The organism is Streptomyces griseus subsp. griseus, from assembly GCF_000720255.1.
GTDB classification, from domain to species: Bacteria; Actinomycetota; Actinomycetes; order Streptomycetales; family Streptomycetaceae; genus Streptomyces; species Streptomyces griseus_I.
On sequence record NZ_JOJE01000023.1, the window covers coordinates 97,931 to 117,161 of the forward strand.

The 19,231-nt window shown below is 70.6% G+C and carries 16 protein-coding genes; 2 read left to right on the top strand and 14 right to left on the bottom strand.

All coding sequences use genetic code 11. The features are described from left to right. Nucleotides 1-46 precede the first annotated feature (46 nt). Nucleotides 47-1,015, top strand: a complete 969-nt coding sequence (locus IG99_RS27835) for a hypothetical protein (protein WP_158973254.1) — start codon at nt 47-49, stop codon at nt 1,013-1,015. Here the strand turns inward: IG99_RS27835 and IG99_RS27840 are convergent. The 13 genes from IG99_RS27840 to IG99_RS27900 all read right to left on the bottom strand — a co-directional run bounded on the left by IG99_RS27840 (nt 986) and on the right by IG99_RS27900 (nt 17,208). Continuing rightward, nucleotides 986-2,068: a glycosyltransferase family 2 protein gene (locus tag IG99_RS27840; RefSeq protein WP_037678338.1), complete on the bottom strand. Its 1,083-nt coding sequence runs from the start codon at nt 2,066-2,068 to the stop codon at nt 986-988. The genes IG99_RS27835 and IG99_RS27840 overlap by 30 nt on opposite strands. Nucleotides 2,069-2,099: 31 nt before the next feature. Next, nucleotides 2,100-4,634, bottom strand: a complete 2,535-nt coding sequence (gene lanKC, locus IG99_RS27845; protein WP_234311978.1) for a class III lanthionine synthetase LanKC — start codon at nt 4,632-4,634, stop codon at nt 2,100-2,102. Nucleotides 4,635-4,708: 74 nt separating this feature from the next. After that, on the bottom strand, nt 4,709-6,370 hold the full coding sequence (gene mpaP, locus IG99_RS27850) for a daptide biosynthesis intramembrane metalloprotease (RefSeq protein ID WP_051865953.1): 1,662 nt from the start codon (nt 6,368-6,370) through the stop codon (nt 4,709-4,711). Next, a complete protein-coding gene (locus tag IG99_RS27855) occupies nt 6,367-7,107 on the bottom strand; it encodes an ABC transporter permease (RefSeq protein ID WP_037678341.1) in 741 nt (246 codons plus the stop codon). The genes mpaP and IG99_RS27855 overlap by 4 nt, the downstream gene beginning before the upstream one ends. Next, a complete protein-coding gene (locus IG99_RS27860; RefSeq protein WP_037678344.1) occupies nt 7,100-7,828 on the bottom strand; it encodes an ABC transporter ATP-binding protein in 729 nt (242 codons plus the stop codon). Before IG99_RS27860 ends, IG99_RS27855 begins: the two co-directional genes overlap by 8 nt. A 314-nt stretch (nt 7,829-8,142) precedes the next feature. Next, entirely contained in the window at nt 8,143-8,319 is a 177-nt protein-coding gene (locus IG99_RS49015) for a hypothetical protein (RefSeq protein WP_158973255.1), read from the bottom strand. Between the two features lie 77 nt (nt 8,320-8,396). Beyond that, complete coding sequence (locus IG99_RS27870; protein WP_037678348.1) at nt 8,397-8,600, bottom strand: daptide-type RiPP; 204 nt, start codon at nt 8,598-8,600, stop codon at nt 8,397-8,399. Between the two features lie 92 nt (nt 8,601-8,692). After that, complete coding sequence (mpaC, locus tag IG99_RS27875) at nt 8,693-9,904, bottom strand: daptide-type RiPP biosynthesis dehydogenase (RefSeq protein ID WP_051865955.1); 1,212 nt, start codon at nt 9,902-9,904, stop codon at nt 8,693-8,695. Further along, nucleotides 9,905-11,185 (bottom strand): daptide-type RiPP biosynthesis aminotransferase, encoded by a 1,281-nt coding sequence (gene mpaD / locus IG99_RS27880; RefSeq protein WP_051865957.1) that lies wholly within the window; start codon nt 11,183-11,185, stop codon nt 9,905-9,907. Then, nucleotides 11,185-11,994 (bottom strand): daptide-type RiPP biosynthesis methyltransferase, encoded by an 810-nt coding sequence (mpaM, locus tag IG99_RS27885; RefSeq protein ID WP_037678349.1) that lies wholly within the window; start codon nt 11,992-11,994, stop codon nt 11,185-11,187. Before mpaM ends, mpaD begins: the two co-directional genes overlap by 1 nt. Then, the gene (gene mpaB, locus IG99_RS27890; protein ID WP_037678350.1) at nt 11,991-13,106 is read right to left on the bottom strand and encodes a daptide biosynthesis RiPP recognition protein; all 1,116 of its coding nucleotides are present in this window, start codon (nt 13,104-13,106) and stop codon (nt 11,991-11,993) included. The genes mpaM and mpaB overlap by 4 nt, the downstream gene beginning before the upstream one ends. Beyond that, nucleotides 13,099-14,079, bottom strand: coding sequence for an LLM class flavin-dependent oxidoreductase (locus IG99_RS27895; RefSeq protein ID WP_199815609.1), 981 nt, complete (start codon nt 14,077-14,079; stop codon nt 13,099-13,101). Before IG99_RS27895 ends, mpaB begins: the two co-directional genes overlap by 8 nt. Before the next feature lie 234 nt (nt 14,080-14,313). Then, on the bottom strand, nt 14,314-17,208 hold the full coding sequence (locus IG99_RS27900) for a SpoIIE family protein phosphatase (protein ID WP_037678351.1): 2,895 nt from the start codon (nt 17,206-17,208) through the stop codon (nt 14,314-14,316). A gap of 282 nt (nt 17,209-17,490) precedes the next feature. On the opposite strand from IG99_RS27900, the gene IG99_RS27905 reads away from it, so the two are divergent. After that, nucleotides 17,491-18,411 carry a GNAT family N-acetyltransferase gene (locus IG99_RS27905; RefSeq protein WP_037678352.1) on the top strand — a complete coding sequence of 307 codons (921 nt, stop codon included), beginning with the start codon at nt 17,491-17,493 and terminating at the stop codon, nt 18,409-18,411. 28 nt (nt 18,412-18,439) lie between these two features. Here the strand turns inward: IG99_RS27905 and IG99_RS27910 are convergent. Next, nucleotides 18,440-19,231 (bottom strand): zinc ribbon domain-containing protein (locus IG99_RS27910; protein ID WP_037678353.1); only part of this gene is annotated, 792 nt, incomplete at its 5' end.

A 19,231-nucleotide genomic window follows, 5' to 3' on the forward strand; every position in this document is an offset into this window, starting at 1 on the left:
GCTTGAATATTTGACAGTTCTACGAACTGATGTTCGAATAAGGGCCATGGGGGAAATGACCTTGACCGCTTTGGGCATGCTGAGTTTCGACGAATTGGTGTACAAGGCCCTTTTACAAGGAACAGAGTCGGACGTATCCGGCCTGTGTGTGGCCCTCGACCGTAACGACGAGGACATCCGCGCCTCTCTGCGAAGACTCGCCAAGCAGGGCATGATCCGCTTGGATAAACACGGCGAGCCGACCGCCCTCGACCCCGACGAGAGTGTCGGACGACTTCTGGAACAGCGACTCAAAAGGCTGCACGCGGAGCAGCAGGAAGTACTGTCGTTCGGTTACTCACTGATCAGCCGGCCTCTTGCCTGGCGTTCTCCCGGAGCGCTTCAGGGGAACGACAAGGGCGTGTGCGACCGGGCCGAGGAGTTCACCGCCCAGGCCCGGCGTGAAGTGCTGACGATGCAGCCGAACTGGACCCTGACACCACAGACGATCCTGGCCACGCGTCGGGCCGGGGTGGCCTGCCTGCGACGTGGAGTGACCGTCAAGGCCCTGATCCACAAACGGGCCCTGGAGGACGAGGCCACCTCCACACTCCTCACGGAGATGATCCGGCACGGCGCGCAGGTACGCCTCCTGGACGGAGGGTTCGAGCGGGTACTGATCGTCGACCGGGAGACCGCCCTCGTGCAGGCCGAGCGGGGCAGCTCACCGAGCACGACGCTGGTGGAGCAGGGAGCGCTGGTCGACACCCTCCTGTCGTTCTTCGACCGGTGCTGGTCCCAGGCGCTCGACGCCGCGGCCCTGCTGTCGCCGGGGAATGGCCCCGCCCCACTGAACGAGATGCAGCTGAAGGTGCTCCAAGCCATGGCGCGCGCCGACAAGGACGAGGTCGCAGCACGTGAACTGGGCATATCCGTACGCACCTACCGGGGGCGGGTCGCGGAGCTGCTGAAGCACCTCCACGCCGCCACCCGCTTCCAGGCGGCGCTACGGGCCAAGGAGAAGGGCCTCATCTGACCGGTGCGGCCGCCCGGGCCCGCCCTCGGCCAGGCTCCTGACGAGCCGGAGCACACGCGGCTGGACGGAGGGCACCAGCCGGGCGGCGCGGCGGGCGTGCTCGATGCGGGAACAGAGCAGGTTCCGCGCGATGGCGTACCGCCCCTGCTCGGGCACCAACACGAGCTCCTCGAAGAGCTTCACCTCTCCCGAGACCACGCGTTCGATCTCCTCGTCAAGGTCCCCGCTCCAGTCGAGGGGCCGTACCAGCGCGCCGGAGTCGTCCATCTGCCGGTACCAGTCCCTCATGTCCGCCAGGACGGCGGCGCGGAACAACTCGTCGTGCCGGCCGGCCTGGAGTTCGCACAGCAGCGCGTGGGCGGTTCTCGCGTCATCGAGGACGACCAGGGGCAGCCGGTGGGGGCGCGGCATCCGGTTCCTCCGGGTGCCGCTGTCCATCAGCAGGGCCGCGGTCGGTTCCACGACGGTGCGAAACGTATGGCCCGCGTCGGCGACCCGCAGCCACAGATCCCAGTCCTCCAGGCCCGCACCACCGCGCCAGCCGCCGACCCGCTCCACGACACCGCGACGATGGCCCACCCTCGACGGCTCGAACATCGGTCCGAGCAATTGAAGTTGGGGGTGCCAGAAGGCCGACAGCGGCGAGAACTCGGCGGCCTCCTCGCCGTCGGCGTCGTGGTACGTGCAGCCCGTCACCGCGAGGTCCGCGTCCGCCCGCAGCATGCCGAGCAGGACACGAAGGTGATCGGGCCGCCAGACGTCGTCATGGTCCAGATAGGCGATGAACTCGCCCCGGGCAAGGGCCAGTCCCTCGTTGCGCGGCCCGCTGGGGTGGCCGCTCCGCTCGATGCGGTGGAGCCGGACGCGAGGATCCTGCCGCGCGGAGCGGCGCACCCAGTCCTCGGTGTCGTCGTCGCACCCGTCCGAGACCACGAGCAGTTCCCACTCCTGGAGGGTCTGCGCGCGGACGGAGTCGATGGTCTCCGTGATCTTCCGTGACCTGTTGTAGGTCGGACAGATCACGGACACCGCCACTGTGTCGTCGCCGTTCATGGCCCTTCATCGCCTCCGTCGTCTAACCGGTTCACAAGAACGCCAGAGCCCCCGGAGCGGCGTTCGCGGCGCTCAGGGCGAGCAGCATGCCTGCGGCTCCGGTCGCCAGGTCCGTCGTGAGGCGCACGTTCTCCAGGCCCAGGAACGCCGGCCTGCCCTCGTGGGCGACCTGGTACAGGCCGACCGTGGCGGCGAAGCGCTCGACCGCGGCGGCTTCCGCCGGGCCGGCCAGCCGGGTGGCCGCCAGCATCACGCCGGCGAAGCCGTGGAAGAGCCCCGAGGTGTGGGGAACGCAGTCCAGGGCCGCCCGCAGGACGGTTTCGCAGGCCAGGGCGAAGCGCGGCTCGTGGCGCTGGGCGAGGTACTCCCTCAGAACCATGGCGGTGCCGCCACTGCCGGCGGCGAACGTGGGACGTGCGCCGACGGCACCTTCCGCCCAGCCTTCCTCCGCACCCGGCTCCACCGTCCACCCGAGGGCGCGCAGATCGCTGTCGAGCAGCTCACGGGCCCCGTCGAGCAGGCCGGTGTCGGGCGTGTGGGCGTACAGACGCAGCAGGAGCAGCGCGCCACCGGACCTGCCGCGCAGCAGACCGGCCTCGCCGCGGCGGGGAGATCGGGTCGCCGCGCTCTCGGCCACCTGCTCCGCCAGGAGCGTGGCGTGCTTCAGGGCGGCGTCGTCCCCCGTGGCTCGTGCCCGGTACAGATGGGCGAGCCCCAGCCCGGCCCGGCCGTCCAGGAGGCTGTCGTTCGCGGGTTCCACCCCGGACGCCTCCTTCAGCAGAGCCTCGGCGGCATCGGTCCGGCCGAGGCGCTGCAGCGCGCATGCGACACCGGACGTGCCGGTGTAGAGCCCCGGGGACGGGTCGGTGGACCGGCGCGCGGACTCCTCGAGCCAGTCGACGTGGGCAGCGGGTATCTCCGTCCCCGCATCGCTGAGGGCCCACAGCACCCCTGCGGCTCCGTAGGCGAGGCAGGTTCCGCCCTCCGGCAGGATGAACTGGGCCGTGTCACCGGGAAACAGGCGGTCCTCGCGTCCGGGCGTGGCCGTCGCGAGAATGCCTTGCCCCACGGCGGCCGGGTCCCGTCGGCCCGTGGTGAGCTGCTCGGCCGCGGCGCTGGGCAGATCGCCGGACACCGTGTCCGCGTGGCCGTCCCGCGCGCCCGCACCGTCACCGGTCGTGAGGGGCGCGAGGTCGGCGCGGACCTTGGCCCCGTAGTCCTCCGGGACCGGGTAGCGGGCCTCCACGAGCTCGATCAGTTGGTCCAGCTTGTCCGCGTCCCACGACAGGAGATTGGTGAGCGGGGCGAACAGGGCGATGCGCAGGCAGCCCAAGGCGTACCTGTCGATGTCCTTGCCCCGGTAGGTGGGGGGCGCGGCGAAGCCCGGCGCCGCGTGGATCTGGCGCGCGGTGAGGTCGGTCGACGCAGTCTCCAGGTCGATGAACGCGACGGAGCCGTCCGGGCGGACCATGACGTTGCCGGGGTGCAGGTCGCCGAAGACGACACCCCGCTCGTGCATGGCCCGCACGCCCTGCTCGATCTGGTCGAGCACCTCGAGCGCCCATCGGGTGTACGTGGCGGTCCGGTCCGGATCAGCGTCCGGAGACGACGGGTTGTCCCTGGTGGTCCGGATCGCGAGCGTCTCGCCCTCCACGAACTCCCGCACGAGGAAGTGGTGTTCGTGCCCCACACGGGCTTCGATGAGTTCCGGCACCCACTGGAGGCCGGCGAGCTTGCGCAGGCAGTCGCGCTCGCGGACGAGTCGGGCGACCGCGTCCTCACCGTTGGTGTCGATCCCGGCGAGCGGTCTCGCCTCCCGGAGCAGGACGGGCGCGCCCGTGCGCACGTCGGTTCCGCGGTAGACGCCCCCGCCGTTGGAGAAGTGCAGGGCCTGTTCGGCGCGGTAGGGGAAGTCGCGCAGGGTGCCCGCGTTGCGCGCCTCCACCGCTTCCGTCAGACAGTCGGGAATGGTCACCCACTCCGGGGGCCGGAACGATGGACCGCGCCGGTCCGGTACCAGCCTGCCCTCGGGATCCTCGATGCAGGGGACCGTCTCCCCCCTCTCCGACTTCATCGTGCGCGCGACGAACCCGCCGTAGCGCACGTAGAGGGGACCGGAACGCCATCTGAGGTCACTGAGGATGTAGGGACCCCGCTCCCCGTCGAGGACGGCTCCCAGCTCGTGCAGCACGGAGGCCAGGCGGGTCTCGTCCTCGGGATAGATGGTGATGAACTTGCCGCTGGCTCCGCGGTCGCCGTACTTGCCGTTGCGTCGCAGCAGCACCTGCCTGCTGCGGATGAACTTGAACGCCATGCGGCGGGCGACCAGCCACTCCCAGGACCGGGCGAGGATGCTCTGCGCGTTCTCGGAGGTGGCCGACACATGGATCTTCCAGCCCTGAAGCGGCATCCGGAACCCGTGCGGGGTCAGCATGGTCCAGTCGGGCCCCGTATGGCACGACCAATCGTCAGGCGTCTCGGACGTCAGGGCACGGAAATCGTCGTCCGCGTCGCCGGTTTCGGGCTCGACCCGGTCGAAGAAGGGCGTGCCTGGCGCCAGGAACATCACACGCCTATGAGCATCCATGACAGATTCAACCGCCTTCAGGAGTACGAGAGATCAGAAGTGGCGGGTGGGAATCAGCGCCAGAAGGGCGCCAGGTACTTGAGGTAGAGCCAGTCGCCCAAGCGCCGCTCGCCCGCGCTCACCACGGCTTGGCCCGTGGTGCCCGGGGCCGCCCGTCCGCCGTCGAGGACGATCCCGGAGGCCGGCACCCGTACCGAATCGAGGCCCTTCACGGGGACGAAGGCGGAGATCGGCACCGACAGGTCCGTGAAATCGGTGGACGCCACCGTAGCCGTGCCCAACTGCTTCTGGAGCACGACACCGCCGCTCAGCAGACGCACCTCGGCGCCGGGCTCGATGGCGCTCCGGTCGGTCGTCCCGGTCGACACGAGCACCGTCCGGCCCTGCTCCTCGACGAAGCCGCCGGTGACGGTGTACGGCACGGAGACCCCCAGCATGACCGCCGCGACAGCCGCGATCCCCACCACGGAGACAGTGACGCGCCGCCACAGGGGCGCTCCGGCGGTCCGGGCCTCCGAATGCAGCTTGAGGGCGGCGGCGTAGACGCGCAGCATCAGGTACCCGAGAGCGACGGAGACGATGACAGCGCCCACCAGGCCGGCGCTCTCGAGGACCGAGCCCCACAGTGTGAAGGCCATGCTCAGGACGTACAGCGGAAACAGCATGCACGCCAGACCGAACAGGGGCGCCCAGTCGACCCCGGGCAGCGCACGCTCATGGCGTCCGCCGAACAGCAGCCTGGCGACGAGCCGACGCGCGTCCGTCATGGACCGGTCCCGCAGGTGGGAGACGTCCAGATGGCTCATGAGCGCCAGGTAGCCGTCCAGCTTGACGAACGGGATGGCGTTGAAGAACCCGGAGACGTAGTTGGTCACCGTCAGGAGCAGCAGGAAATCACGCAGCGCGGGGCTGCCGCCCGCCGCCGCCACGACGACGGAGCCGACGCCGGCGAGACCGGCGATGACCGCCTGGGTGGCGATACCGGCCAGTGCGACCCGTACGCGCTGACGGTTCTTCGGCAGCCGCCACCCGTCGGTCACGTCACAGAAGAACGCGGGCGTCAGGTAGAAGAACATGAAGCCCATGCGGCTGGGCCGGCCACCGTAGTGGCTGAGCACCAGACCGTGCGAAAGCTCGTGCAGCATGGTGCCGCAGTACGTGACGACCATCAGCGCGATCAGCGCCGGCATGGAGATCGGCTCGGCCAGGGCGTCCAAGGTCGCCGGGGCCTGGGCGACGAGACACAGCAGTCCTGCCGCGGCGAGGACCGCGGCTACGACCGCCCAGCCACGGTGCGCGAGACGGGCGGTGAGCGGACGGAACCTGCTCAGCATGCGTTCCGGACGCACCAGGGTGAACTGGACGGTGAGCGGCGGGACGAAGGTGATCCTCCGGTCCCCGCGCGGTTTACGGTCCGCGTCCTCGAGGAGCTGGGTGCGCTGAGCACGCAGCAGGCCCTCGGCCACCAGCTCGACGTTCCAGGGATCGCCGAGCTCCCTCGCCATGTCCTCGGCGTCGCGGGTGCCGTCGGCGAGGCTCAGGAGCCTCGCCATGCCGGCGGCCACCCGCAGGTAGCGCTGCGCGCCGGACTGGACGAGCCAGGGGGCGCCGTCCTCGATCGGCTCGTGAACCCGAACGTCCGGCGCCAGGCGCGGAAACTCGGGCAGGGGTGCCGGAGTCGGGTCCGCCTGTGGCCGGTTCAGGGTCAGTTTCACGGCAGGTCCCTGCGGAGGAACAGGGTCCGGGTGGCGATCGTGCCCGCGCCGATCCACACCGCGAGGACCACCAGGGCCCACGGGATCGACAGCAGATGGTCATTGCCGCCCCGGTACACGGACGCCATGGCCTCGTCGATGGTGAACCTGCCGATCTCCGGGATCAGCCGCAGCAGCCCCTCCCCGACCAGCCAGGTGCTGATCAGCAGGACGAGAATGGCGGCGACCTGCTGCCGGATCAGCAGCCCGAGCAGGGCACCCCACACGGCGCCCACCACGATGACCAGCATCACCCCGAGCAGCGTCCAGGTGGTGGTAGCCGTCCACTCGGGCTCCTGCGCGCGCCCGGCCAGGAACACCCACGGGCTGGCGGCGGCCAGCACACCGGCCCCCAGCGCGAACACCGAGCCGCAGCCGGCGACGGCGATCAGCTTGGCCGCGAACAGCCGTCCTCTGCCACCGCTCAGCAGAACCGACCGGCTGATGGCGCCGTTTCCGAACTCCCTGGTCACCGCGAGCATGGCGACCACCGCGGCGGCGAGTTCGACCATGAACCAGCCCTGCACCAGGGTGGATGTGATCTCGCGGGTGCTGCCGAGCTCCGGAGTCCTGGCGAGCTCCTGCTGCAGGAAGCCGGCGTCGGCCATCACACACATCAGCACCGCGGCGGCGGCCACGCCCCACCAGGCACGCCCGGTCCAGATCTTGCGCCACTCGGCTCCGATCAGGTCACGCATGAGCGTTCTCCTTCGCCGCGGGCCCCACCAGGTCGAAGAAGCGGCTCTCCAGGCTGACGTCGCCGTTCTGCGTGAGGTCGGCGGCCGTGCCGCTGTAGCGCAGCGTCTTCTGCAGGATGACGATGTCGTCGGCCATCTGCTCGACCTCCGCCAGGATGTGGCTGGAGACCAGCACGGTGCGCCCTTCATCCGCGAGGGACCGCAGGAGCTCCCGGAGCCAGCGGATGCCGTCGGGGTCGAGTCCATTGGCGGGTTCGTCCAGGATGAGCAGTTCGGGGTCGGCGAGCAACGCGGTCGCCAGGGCGTGCCGCTGCCGCATGCCCTGCGAGTAGTCGCGGAGCCTGCGGTGGGCGTCCTCGGCGAGCCCCACCTGTTCGAGGACGTCGTCCACCCTCGTACGAGGCAGACCGATGGTCTTCGCCCAGATCCCCAGGTCGGCTCGTCCGGAGGCCGCGCCGGACGGACCGATTCCGTCGATGCTGACTCCCACCCGGTGCGCCGCGCGGGGCAGTTGTGCGTACGGATGACCGAAGATCGTGGCGCGGCCCGAGGTCGGACGCGCGAGACCCAGCAGCATCCGCAAGGTCGTCGTCTTTCCGGCCCCGTTGCGTCCGAGGAGTCCCACGACCCGACCCGACCGGACGGTGAAGGACACGTCCTCGACCGCGGTCAGTTCGCCGTAGCGCTTCGTGAGTCCCGTGATGTCGACGATGTCGGTCACGCTCCGCCCCTCCCCCTCGCACGGAGGTACAGGCCGACACAGACGATGAGCGCCAACTCCACCCCGATGCAGATAAGCAGCCCTCTGGTGCGGGCCGGGCCCTGAGTGATGGCGTACACCACGCCTGGGGCGGCCACGGCAGCGACGAGCCCGAAGGTCATGAGGGACCAGACCAGGCCGCGAGAAGATGCTTGAGGCATCAGGTATCTCTCCCCTGCGGCTCGGGGCCGCACGTATATTCATCGGTGCGGCCCTGTTCCGGATGCTAATGGCCAGCATCCGGAACAGGGCACTGTCCGTCAGGCGGCGACCGGTCAGGTCGCGATGACAGAGGTGACGGCGACAGTGCTGTAGGCAGCGCTGACGCCGGCCGAGATGGCGGCGCTTGCGAGGAAGCTGTCCCACCAGTCAGGGGCCTCCATGCCCTCCAGCTCCTCCATGGCCAGCTCCTGCATGGCCAGCTCGAGAGCGGGGTTGGTGTTCTCGTTCATTTCTTTCACCTCCTTCAAGGGGTCTTCGACATCTGCTTCCGGAGGTCGCCCCCGCTCAGCGGCGGCGGCCCTCCAGGTCAGGTAGCCAGCGTGACGATCGAGACGTAGGAGATGACGCCTCCTGCGCTCAGGCCACCGACGGCGCTCAGCGCCGCACTCCAGCTGAAGTCCGGAGCGTCGAGCGCCTCCAGCTCCTGCATGTCCAGCTGCTGGGCCTCCAGCTCCTGGAGAGCCAGCTCCAGAGGTGCGGACACGGCGCTGTTCTTGTTCGCGGTCTGCATTGTGTTTCCCCCCTCCCGTGGTGTTGCGGGCCGTCCGTCGGCGGACGCCGACGGAAGTCTGTGGTGTGTGATGGCGCCCTCTCGGTACGCCGTCACCGTGCCGCGGGCTCCGGCTGCCGGACAGCCTCGGCCATCACCCGCCGGACGTCGGCGAGAGCGAGGGCACCCAAGGTGGGCAGGCCGTCACCCCACGCCCGCATCGTGGACCGGGCGATCCGGTCCGTCCGCTCCGTGGTCGCGTCGATGTCGCGCTCGATCCCCCAGGCGTCCAGCAGGCCCACGACACCCTCGACCGGGTCCGTGGGCAGCGCCGGCCGGTGGACCTGGGCGACGGCCTCCCAGAGCCGCCGTAGCCGAGGGGCGGAACCCCACCGGACGTCGCCTTCCACGACCCGCTGCCACAGGGGTGGCAGCACCGCGGCCGCAGCCGTCATCTTGCGCAGGCCCAGACCGGTGGAGAGCTCGTTGGCCAGGTACCAGCCCTTGCAGGCACACGGGTCGCGGCCCAGATTGAACCACTGGCTGTGGCTCACACCGCTGAGCTTGGCGATCTCCAGGCGCAGCCGGTCGCCAGGGGCTTCGCCTGCCCGCCGGACGGACGCCAGCTCGGCGCCCAGAACGACCAGTCGCTCGACGAGCGTCAAGGCGAAGGCGTCCTCCGAGGGGAGGTCCTGCGGATCCCCCACGTACATACCGGCCACCCGGAAGAACACCTCGAGGACGCCTTCCGCGAGGAGTTCCACGGGCAAGGTCCGGGTGGCGACAGGGTCGAGCACCGCCACATCCGGCTGCAGCCCGTTACCGAGCACCAGGCGTTTGCCCTGCGGGCCGGCGAGGCAGGCGCCGCCGCTCAGCTCACTGCCGGTGCCCACCGTGGTCGGCACGGTGATCAAGGGGATCCTGGGTTCCGCCTCGGCCGGGAGCAGCACCAGACCGCTGCGCTGCCGCACCGCCAGCCTGTCCCGCACCACGGGGGCCGCGCTCATCAGCACGGCCAACTTGGCCTGGTCGAGCAGTGTTCCCCCGCCGACCGCCAGGACGAGTTCGCTGTCGCGGAGCCGCTCGGCCAGTGCCGTCACGCTCTCCAGCGTGCCGGAGCCGTTCAGTACCAGCGGCTCCACCGACCGTCCCGCCCACGCCGCGCACGCGGACACCTGGTCCACGGCCTCCGAGTCGGCGACAGCCGGGTCCGCGAGCAGGGTCATGGTCCGTCCCCCGTGGAGGGGCAGCCACTTGGCCAGTCCACTGATCCCGTAGGACACCTGGGTGAGGCGTCGACCGCTCAGGTTCCACACCGTGTCCACTCAGACCGCCCCGGCCGCACTGCCGAGCCCGGCCCGGTCCCGGGCGTGTGTCCTCACCCCGAGGCGCACGCAGTCCAGGAGTTCGGTGAGTTCGTCGTCGGTGTAGATCAGCGCCGGGAGGATCTGCACCCCGTTGACGCTGGGGTGGACCACCGCTCCGGCCTTGCGAATCGCGGCGACGACCTCCGGGACCTCCCGCTGCGGCAGGGGGTCTCCCTCGGGCGTGCGCAGCCGGATGGACCGGAAGCAGCCGACGCCGGTGGTGGTCGAGACCAGCGATTCGGTGGCGACCAGGTCCTCCAGCGCCTTGTCCAGAAGGGCTGACAGGCGTCGCGCCGAGGCGACCGCGTCCAGCCGTCGCATCTCCTCCACCGTGGCGAGGATCGCCGCGCAGGTGACGGGCGTCCCGGCCTGGGTCTCCCCGTGGACGAACACGTCACCCGCCGCGTCGAAGGGTTCGGCGAGCGCCTGGGGCATCAGCACGGCCGCCGCGGCGTGCGTGCCGTTGGTCAGCCCCTTCGACGTGATCAGCAGATCCGGTGGCGCCGGCCACCGCTGTGAGGCGAAGAAGTCACCGGTGCGGCCGAAGCCCGTGGCGACCTCGTCGGCGACGAGGAGGAAGCCGTGCCGGTCCCGGAGTTCGAGCAGCGTCCGCACGTACTCGGGCGTGAGGGGCACCGCCCCGCTGCCGAGCACGGGTTCCACCACCACCGCCGCGACCCGGCTTCCCTGCTGGGCCGCCAACTGGGCTATCTCGTCACCGGCGTTGGGGGTCACATGCCTGACGAGCCGCTGGTCGACGCCGTAGACGGACTGGCCGAGGTTCTCGCCGGTGAGCGCGAACCCGCCGAACGTCAGCCCGTGGTAGCTGTCGCGGAGGCCCACCACGAGCTTGCGCGTACCGTCGCCGCGCAGCGCGTGGTAATGCCTGGCCAGCTTCATCACCAGGTCGTTGGCGGCACCTCCGGAGGTCGAGAAGACCACCCGGCCGTAGTGATCCGCCCCTGCCGCTTCGACCAGCGCCCGCGCCGCACGCCTGGCGTAGACGTTCTCGTAGCGGAACACCGACAGATAGGAGGCGTCGCGCAAGGCGTCCGCACAGGCCCGGGCGATCGCCTCGTTGCCGTAGCCGAGGTTCGCGTTCCACAGGCCGCTGGCGCCGCAGAGCAGTTCGCGGCCGTCCTGGAAGCGGATCCTGACGCCGTCCGCCGACACGGCGCACAGTTCGTCGGCTCCGTGCAGGCGGGGTTCGAGCAGCGAGGGCCAGAGTTCGGTGGACATCAGACGGCCTCCGCCTCGAGCAGCACACCGGTATGGCGGGGGGAGGCGGCGGGCAGCGGATGACGAGCCACGACGCGCAGTCCCGCGGAAGCCAGTTCCCGCGCGAGGTCGTCGGGGGGCAGGACCCGGATGGACGTGGTGAGCGCCAGTACCGGTCCGTCCTGCGGCGTTTCCCGCTCGGCCGGCAGGATGGTGACCTTGCGGACCTCTTGGCCGGCCCGCCAGTGTTCGATCATCCGGTAGCGCCGGCCGCTGGCACCCACGGCCTCGAGGTCCAGGTCGTCCTCGTCGGCGCCGGTCACGTCGACGGTGGAGAACAAGAACCTTCCGCCGGGCCTGAGATGGGTCCGCACAGCCGCGTAGAGTCCGGCCCTGCCCTCGGCGTCGAGAAGTGAGATGGATGTGGTGCCGAGCACCACGACGGCGAAGGTGCTGCCGAGCTCGAACGCGGACATGTCGCCCCGCACCACGGTGCACCGTCCCCCGATGCCCGCCGGGGCCTCGGTGAGCCGCTCCTGGAGCAGCGTCACCATGCTCTCCTTGAGCTCCAGGGCCGTGACCTCCCGGCCCAGCGCGAGCAGCGGCAGCGTCAGCCGGCCGGATCCGGCGGCGAGTTCCAGCACCGGGCCGGGAACGGCACGGACGGACCGCAGCAGTTCCCTGATCTCGGTGGTGTCGATGGCCGCCAGGTCGTGGTAGACCGAAGCACCCGCCTCGTCGTACAGATCGTGCACGCTGACCCGGTCCCCGTACCCGGCCAGGATCCGCCCGGCCAGCCCCGGGGCCGCCGCGGCTTGCGTCGTCGTCACGCGGTCGCCTCCAGCACGGGGGCGCCCGGAAGCAGCGGGACTCCCTTGTCGGCGAAGAACGCGAGTACCCACTCGACCGCGGCCCGGTCCACCGATCCGCCCTCCGCGTTCACGGCGTTCCGTTCCGCGTGCTCCAGCACGGCTTCGGCGCTGCCGAGGACCAGCAGCATCTCCGTGATCGCCGCCGCTCGTCGGCCGAGCTGGAAGGTCCGGTCGAGAGCCGGAACCCTGACGTACGCCTTCTCCGACGTCCAGCAGAGGAACGGCGCCTGCGGATCATGGGCGTCCAGGGCGCCGTCGACCGCCTCGAGCCCGGGCACGAGCCGGTGGCCGAAGCCCGAGACCCTGGGCTCCGTGATCCCACGCGTCTGAAGGTCGCGCAGCACGTCCAGCGTGGTCAGATAGCGGGCGAGCCAGGGCCGTCGGCTCAGGGCGGGGCCGCGCACCTCCTCCGACACCGCCGCTCCGAGCGGCACCGCGCCACCCACGTCGCTTGCCGCGTTCAGGCGCTGCCATTCCGCGTGCAGGGCCGCGGCCGAATCCCCGGCGGTCCCCAGCCGCAGGCCCTGCGGCGAGACGGAGACACCCCCGTCCCGGTCCACGTAGAGCCTGGTGCCCGGTCCGTCACCCGGAACATGACCTCCGAGTGCGGAAAGGTCGGCGATCTGTACGGCCGGGCTGACCGCGAACGGAGCGAACCTGCCCTCTGCCCTGGCGGCGTCGGCGTCCGCGAGGAACATCTCGAAGTCCGTGTCGCCGGCCATCCGCACGAGCGTCGTGCCGAGCAGCGACATGTAAGGGCTGACGCCGTAGTCCTGGATCTGGAGGAACAGAGCGTCATCGACCGACGCGTCGCCCTCCGACCCGCTCAGCGATCCCTCGTACCCCACGACGGTGGCACCGGACCCGCCGTCCTGGCCGTCCCGTGCGCCCGGCACGAGGACCAGCGTCCGCGGGCCCACGGCATCGGAGCCGAGCACCGCGTCCAGAAAGGCCGAGTCCTCCAGCACAACGGTGGCGGCCTCCGGCCCCGGCGTGTCACCGACCGGCGGGCGTCCGGTGACCCAGGAGCGCAGATGGCGCCCCACCCGGGCGATCAGTTCCTCATTCACCGGAGTCCCTCCGATCCGCGCCGACCGCGGCGAGAATCTGCTTCAAGTCGTCCATTGCGGCATTCACGCCGTGGAGTCGGCATACGCCCGTGAGATTCAGCACGATTTCATCGACCCCGGCGTCACGATACTCATCGAGACGCTTGACGATCTGATCGATGTTTCCATACAGGAATGCACCGGAATCCGCCATGAGCCGTGCAGCCGCTCGCTGGTCGAGCTCGGAGAAATCAATTCCTGCCTTTCCGAGCATGTCAAGGTAATGCGGCGCCTGCATATGGGCGGAATTGCTCGCCAGCACGAAATCGGAGACATCCCGATCGGAGCGCTCCAGGGCCACAGGCACCATCGCGGTGATCCGGGGCACGGGCCGACCCGCGATGTCCGCCCCCTCCCGCATCGCGGGACGGACGACACCGTCGAGGTAGGCCGCCGGCGTGAGCCAGGTGACCGCCACATCGGCGACCTCGCCCGCGAGACGGGCCATGCCGGGGCGCAGCACTCCGAGTCCGAGGCGCACGGGAGGCGACATGGCCGGGCCCATCCCCGCGTGGCAGGAGTAGTACTCGCCGTCGAAGTCGACCGGGTCGCCGCTGAGCAGCCCTCGAACCACCGTCATGTATTCACGGACCGCCGTGAGCTGGCTGCGGTACGGGGCGCCGAGCAGGCTCTGCTGGAACGTTTTCGCGCCCGGCCCGAAGCCGGCCACCACGTCGTTGCCCGTCGCCATCGCCAGGGTCTTGACCTTGTGAGCCGCCTCGAACGGATGCCGCAGCGGCATCAGGGTCACCCCGAGCCCGGTCGGCACCCGGAAGCCCGCGCCCGCCACCGCGGAAAACGTCTGGAAGGGTTCCATCAGCAGGCTTTGTCCCTGCCAGAGCCTGGCCGCCCCCGTCCATTCGACGAGCGCCGCGAACGGAAGAACCTGCTCTGGTCGGCGCGGCAGGAATGGCACCAATATCGAGTAGTCCACATTTCCCCCCGGACCGCGACTTCTGACGTCGTGAATACTTGCAGGGAGATCATCGGCAGCGCAAGGACGCTCGCTGCAACTTGATGCAGGCACAACTGCAGAAAACTGCACCCCGGAATTGGCGGACGAGGAAGCGGACACAGGACCACTCGCTCGCCAGCGGCCCGCGAGGGCCCGGCAGCCACGGGCAAGGTCATCATGGCCGCGGCGACCATCATGATCGTGGTCTGCTGCTCATTCGATTCCGTCTGTGTTCAGGAACATCAGGTCCAGAGCGTCGGACAGCTGATCCTTCCGGCTGTCCGGGCCGATCAGGGCCTGTTCGGTCCAGATGCACTTGCCCTTCTTCGTGTAACGCGTGCCCCAGCGTTGCGAGAGTGCCGTGATCAGCTGCAGCCCGCGGCCTCCCTCGTCGGTGTCCGTGGCGCGGCGGATGCGGGGCATCGTGAGGCTGCCGTCGAAGACCTCGCAGATCAGGTTGACGTCCTGGAGGAGGCGCAGCCGGGCCGGTCCCTTGGCGTGGCGTACGACGTTGCCCACCAGTTCGCTGGCCAGGAGTTCCGTGGTGGGTGTCAGGTCCTCCAGGCCCCAGGCGAAGAGCTGCTCCCGGACGTGGCGGCGGGCCTGGCCGGCGGCCCGGGGGTCGTCGGGCAGGGACCAGGAGGCGACCTGGTCGCCGGCCAGGGCGTGCAGGCGGGCGACGAGGAACGCGGCGTCGTCGGCGGCCTGCTGCTCGGCGGGCAGCAGGCCGGCCGTCATCACGTCGCAGAGGCGCTCCAGGTCCCCGCTCGTACCGTCCTGGTGGGCGGTGTGCAGCAGCCGGGCCAGGTCTGTCATGCCCTCATCGATCTCACGCTTCGCCGACTCGACCAGACCGTCCGTGTAGAACACGAGCAGGCTGCCCTCGGGGACACGGACCTCGACCGTCTCGAAGGGGGGCTCCGCGGCGCCCAGCGGCGGGTCCGCGGCCAGGTCCGGGAAGTGCACTGTGCCGTCGGGGCGGAGCAGCGCGGGGGGTGGGTGCCCGGCTCGGGCGATGCTGCAGATCTGGGTGGTGGAGTCGTAGAGCGCGTACAGACAGGTGACGTACGACTCCTCGCTCATGCCGCTGACGATGTCGTTGAGGTGGGTCATGATCTCGTCGGGAGGCAGTTCGAGGTCGGCGAGGGTGTGGACGGCGGTGCGCAGGCGGCCCATGGTGGCTGCCTCGGGCAGTCCGTGGCCCATGACGTCACCGACGACCAGGGCGACCTGGCAGCCGGAGAGCGCGATGACGTCGTACCAGTCGCCGCCGACGTCCATGCCCCGCCCGGCGGGCAGATAGCGGGCGGCGGACTCGCACGCGCGCAGGGCGGGCAGGTCCCTCGGGAGCAGGCTGCGCTGGAGTTGGCGGGACCGGGTGTGCTCGGCGTCGTAGAGCCGGGCCCGCTCCAGGGCCTGGGCGACGAGGGCGCTGATCGTGGTCAGCAGGGCGCGTTCCTCGTCGCTGAGGCGGCGCGGGTGGTCGAAGGTGACGGCGCAGATTCCGAACGTGCGGCCGGAAGCGGTGAGAGGCAGGAACGCCCAGGCCTTCTTGTCGGCGCGAGCGGGTACGTCGGCGAGCTCGGGATAGCGTGCGGTGAACTCCTGCGGAGAGTTGAGGAACAGCGGCGTGCCGTCACTGATCGCGTCCCAGACCGGGTCGCCGGACGTGCGGGGACGGCCGTCGGCGAGGGCGAGGAAATCGTCCGAGTAGGCGACGGCTCCGACGTTGTGGAGCCTGTCCTGCTCGATGACCTGCATCAGGAGCCCGGTGGCGGCGAACGGTGGCAGCACCCGGCGGGCGACCGCGTCCACCACGTCCCGCGAGGTCGTCGCCGTGGCGAGCGCCGTGGTCAGCTCCGCGATACGGGCCGCCCGCTCGGACGCGAAGCGCTCGGCCGCCCGGCTCTCCTCCTCCAGACGCCGTTTCTCGGTGACGTCGGTGAGGTAGATGGTGTGGCCGCCGGGCCCCGGGACCAGCCGCAGGTGGTAGCGGCGCCCGGTGTCCGGCATGTGGACGTCGAAGCCCGCGGACCGCTCCTCGGCGGCGGCCCTGCGGCAGCGGCTCTCCAGGCCGGGGACCTGCCGGACAGCGGGGAGCTCCCACAGCAGGCGCCCGAACATCTCCTCCTCGGAGAAGCCGAGGGTGCGTTCCGTCGCCAGGTTGGCGAAGGTGATCCGCCAGTCGTCGTCCACCGCCAGGAAGCCGTCGCTCATGTGGCGCAGGGCCCGGCTGAGCGCGTCACGGGCGGAACGGGACTCGTTGCTGTCCCATCCCATACCGATCATCCGGTGCGGTTCACCGTTCTTGTCGTACGTGGCCTTGGCGCGGGCCTGGGTCCAGCCCCACGTATTGTCCTGTTTGCGCACCCGGTACTCGGCCTCGAACACACCGCGGTCCCGGATCGCCCGCTCCACCAGTGCCAGGGTCGGCGCGAGGTCGTCGGGGTGGACGCACCGCATCCAGTCCTCGACCCTGCCGGTGAAGTCGGCTGGCCGTGTGCCGTAGAGCTCCAGGGCCGCATCGTCCCAGATCAGGTCGCCGGTCTGGATGTTCCAGTCCCACGAGCCGACGCTGACCTCCTTCAGGGCCTGCCGCAGGCGCTCACCGCTCGGCTCCGTCTGCGAGGGCCGGGACGGCGGCGGGGCCTGGACCATACGGTCCTCGATCCAGGCGATCACGGCCCCGAGGAAGTCCCAGTGTTCCGGGGTCGGCTCGCCCCCGTCGCCCATCAGGACCGTGAGTGCGCCGATGCTGCGGTCTCCGCTGAACATCGGCAGCGCGGTCAGGCCGGTGCCGGGCCAGGTGGGGGCCGCCGTGTCCGCCCGCTCCGGCGTGCGGAACGGCACCCATACGCCCCTGCCCTGCTGCAGGGCGCGAGCCGGGGCCAGCGGGCCCTCCTGGTCGACGATCTCCCAGGAGCGGGTGAGGGCGGGAGGCAGGCCGGTCACGGAGACCAAGCGCAGCGCGGACATGGGACCGCGCAGATGAATCGTTCCCCCCAAGGCTTCCAGTTCGGCCACCGCGTGCTGCAGTGCCAGCCGGAACACTTCACTTTCCGCGAGGCCTGGATCCGCCCTGTTGAGCAGGGCCAGCCGTGCGCTCATACGAGAGATTTTAGGTCGCCGACGGACGAGTCGCCCGGGGACCGACGTGGCGTTTTCCCAGGGCGATGAAGTGGCCGGCCTCCCCTCGGGGTGGCGCGAGCGGACCGCCCGGCACGGCGGGTGCTGCTGGACCCCCGACTGCGTGCTTCGGTGCCCGTGAGGTGTCGCCGCCGCGCTGTGTGCGCGGCGGCGGTCCCACCCGTGGCTGCCGGTTGGGCCGCGCCCTGTCGACGGCGCGGCGCCTCCACGGCAGGTGCATGACAGTTCGGCTAGTGTGATCAGGTGACAGACATCGGCGTCCTCGGCGACCACGAGGAATGGCAGAAGGACTTCGAGCGGCGGCTGCGCACTCGTTACGCGGCAGCCGGGCTCAGCACCGTCGCGGTGGAACACAAGCTCGAGACCCTGCGCGCGCAGACCGGTGGCTGGACCGTCGCCGAGATCGCGGATGCCGGGACCCGGGTGGGATACGTCGCCGTGGTCGTGGCCGAAGAGAACGGCGCCCTCGCGGGCCGTATCGGCGACCTCCGGGTGGACGCGCCGCACGCCGGCCGGGGACACGAGCAGGTCGCCCGGGACTGGGCCGAGGGATGGTGCAGGGAGCGCGGCGCGCGGCGGCTGAGCGTCCTGCTCACCGAGCCCGGCGGTGAGTGGTTCGACGGTTACGGCGTCCGTGGTCAGCTCAGGATGCGGCGCATCGGTTCTCCGCCGGAACCGCTCGACGGCGTCACCGCACGACCGATGACGCAGGCTGAATTCACCGAGTGGCTCGCCTCCGAGAAGGCCGCCTACGTCGGCGACATCGTCCGGTCGGGAGCTCTGAGCCCCGAGGAGGCCGTCCGCAAGTCCGACCGTGACTTCGCGCAGCTGATTCCCGAGGGTCTGGCGACGCCCGACAACACGTTCCTGGTGCTCGAAACGGCTCGTGAGCGGATCGGCACCGGCTGGCTGAAGCACGGGTACCTCCCCGGGGTCAGCTACGGCTATTCGCTGGCCGTCCACGAGCAGCACCGCGGCAAGGGGTACGGGCGGGCCGCGATGGCGGTCGGCGAACGGGCGACGCTCGCCGCCGGTGACTCGGCGCTGATGTTCACCGTGTGGGGCGGCAACGAGGTGGCGATGAACCTCTACACGAGTGCCGGATACCACGTCCTCGAAGAGGACCGTTCCCTCGACCTCCCCGGCGAGCGCGAGCTTTCCTGAGCCGCGGCCGCCGGGTCACAGGGCCGGGTCAGCTTCGCTGGAAGAACTCCACCTCCGCCAGGGCCAGGTGCCGGCCCTCGGCCAGGCCGGCGGGCGAGCGCAGGACCAGACGCACCGTCTTCGCGTCGCTGATCCCGGTGGGGAACGTCTGCGGGCCCGGCTTGTCGCTGAGGGTGAGCTCCTTGTGGTGCTGCTTGCCGTCCTGCGTCGTCACCTCCAGGTCCAGGCGGAGCGCGCGGGCCTGGCGGGCGTAGTCCTCCGGGGACGCGGAGGCGCCGTTGGTGATGATCAGGTCGACCAGCCGGAACGGTTCGCGGAAGGTGTAGGTGACCGATGCGCCGGGCGCGGGCGCGCCCCAGTAGCGGTTGTTCAGCCCGTCCGTGGTGTTCGTGGCCGGGTGCCGGGCAACCTCGGCACTCGCCTCGATGGCCACCGGCGTCACGGGTTTCGACTTGCCCAGCTTGTCCCTGGTGTCCTCGATCAGGGCGCGTCCGGCCGGCAGCAGCAGGAAGCCGCCCGCGCACAGAGCCACCACCACGGCCAGGATCACCAGGAACCGCACCCCCCGGCCCGAGCCCGCCCGCACGCGGCGCCGCAGCGGCCACACGGTCCGCCACCAAGGCAGCGGGGCGGGTTTCGTGGCAGGGTCCAGCTCGGTCGCGCAGCGCCGGCAGAACCGGCGGCCCGGCGGGTTGGGCGTGCCACAGGCGGGACACGGCGTCCCCACCGCCTCGTCCGGCACGTCCACGGGCCGTACGACGGGCCGCGGGGCCACCGCCTTCGCCGGGCGTACGGGCTGTATGGGGTCGGGAGCCGGCAC

What these genes read in the sequence shown, in the direction of transcription:
- IG99_RS27835 (WP_158973254.1), top strand. Translation starts at nt 47, where the DNA reads ATGGGGGAAATGACCTTGACCGCTTTGGGCATGCTGAGTTTCGACGAA.
- IG99_RS27840 (WP_037678338.1), bottom strand. Translation starts at nt 2,068, where the DNA reads ATGAACGGCGACGACACAGTGGCGGTGTCCGTGATCTGTCCGACCTAC.
- lanKC (WP_234311978.1), bottom strand. Translation starts at nt 4,634, where the DNA reads ATGTTCCTGGCGCCAGGCACGCCCTTCTTCGACCGGGTCGAGCCCGAA.
- IG99_RS27855 (WP_037678341.1), bottom strand. Translation starts at nt 7,107, where the DNA reads ATGCGTGACCTGATCGGAGCCGAGTGGCGCAAGATCTGGACCGGGCGT.
- IG99_RS49015 (WP_158973255.1), bottom strand. Translation starts at nt 8,319, where the DNA reads ATGAACGAGAACACCAACCCCGCTCTCGAGCTGGCCATGCAGGAGCTG.
- IG99_RS27870 (WP_037678348.1), bottom strand. Translation starts at nt 8,600, where the DNA reads ATGCAGACCGCGAACAAGAACAGCGCCGTGTCCGCACCTCTGGAGCTG.
- mpaD (WP_051865957.1), bottom strand. Translation starts at nt 11,185, where the DNA reads ATGTCCACCGAACTCTGGCCCTCGCTGCTCGAACCCCGCCTGCACGGA.
- IG99_RS27900 (WP_037678351.1), bottom strand. Translation starts at nt 17,208, where the DNA reads ATGAGCGCACGGCTGGCCCTGCTCAACAGGGCGGATCCAGGCCTCGCG.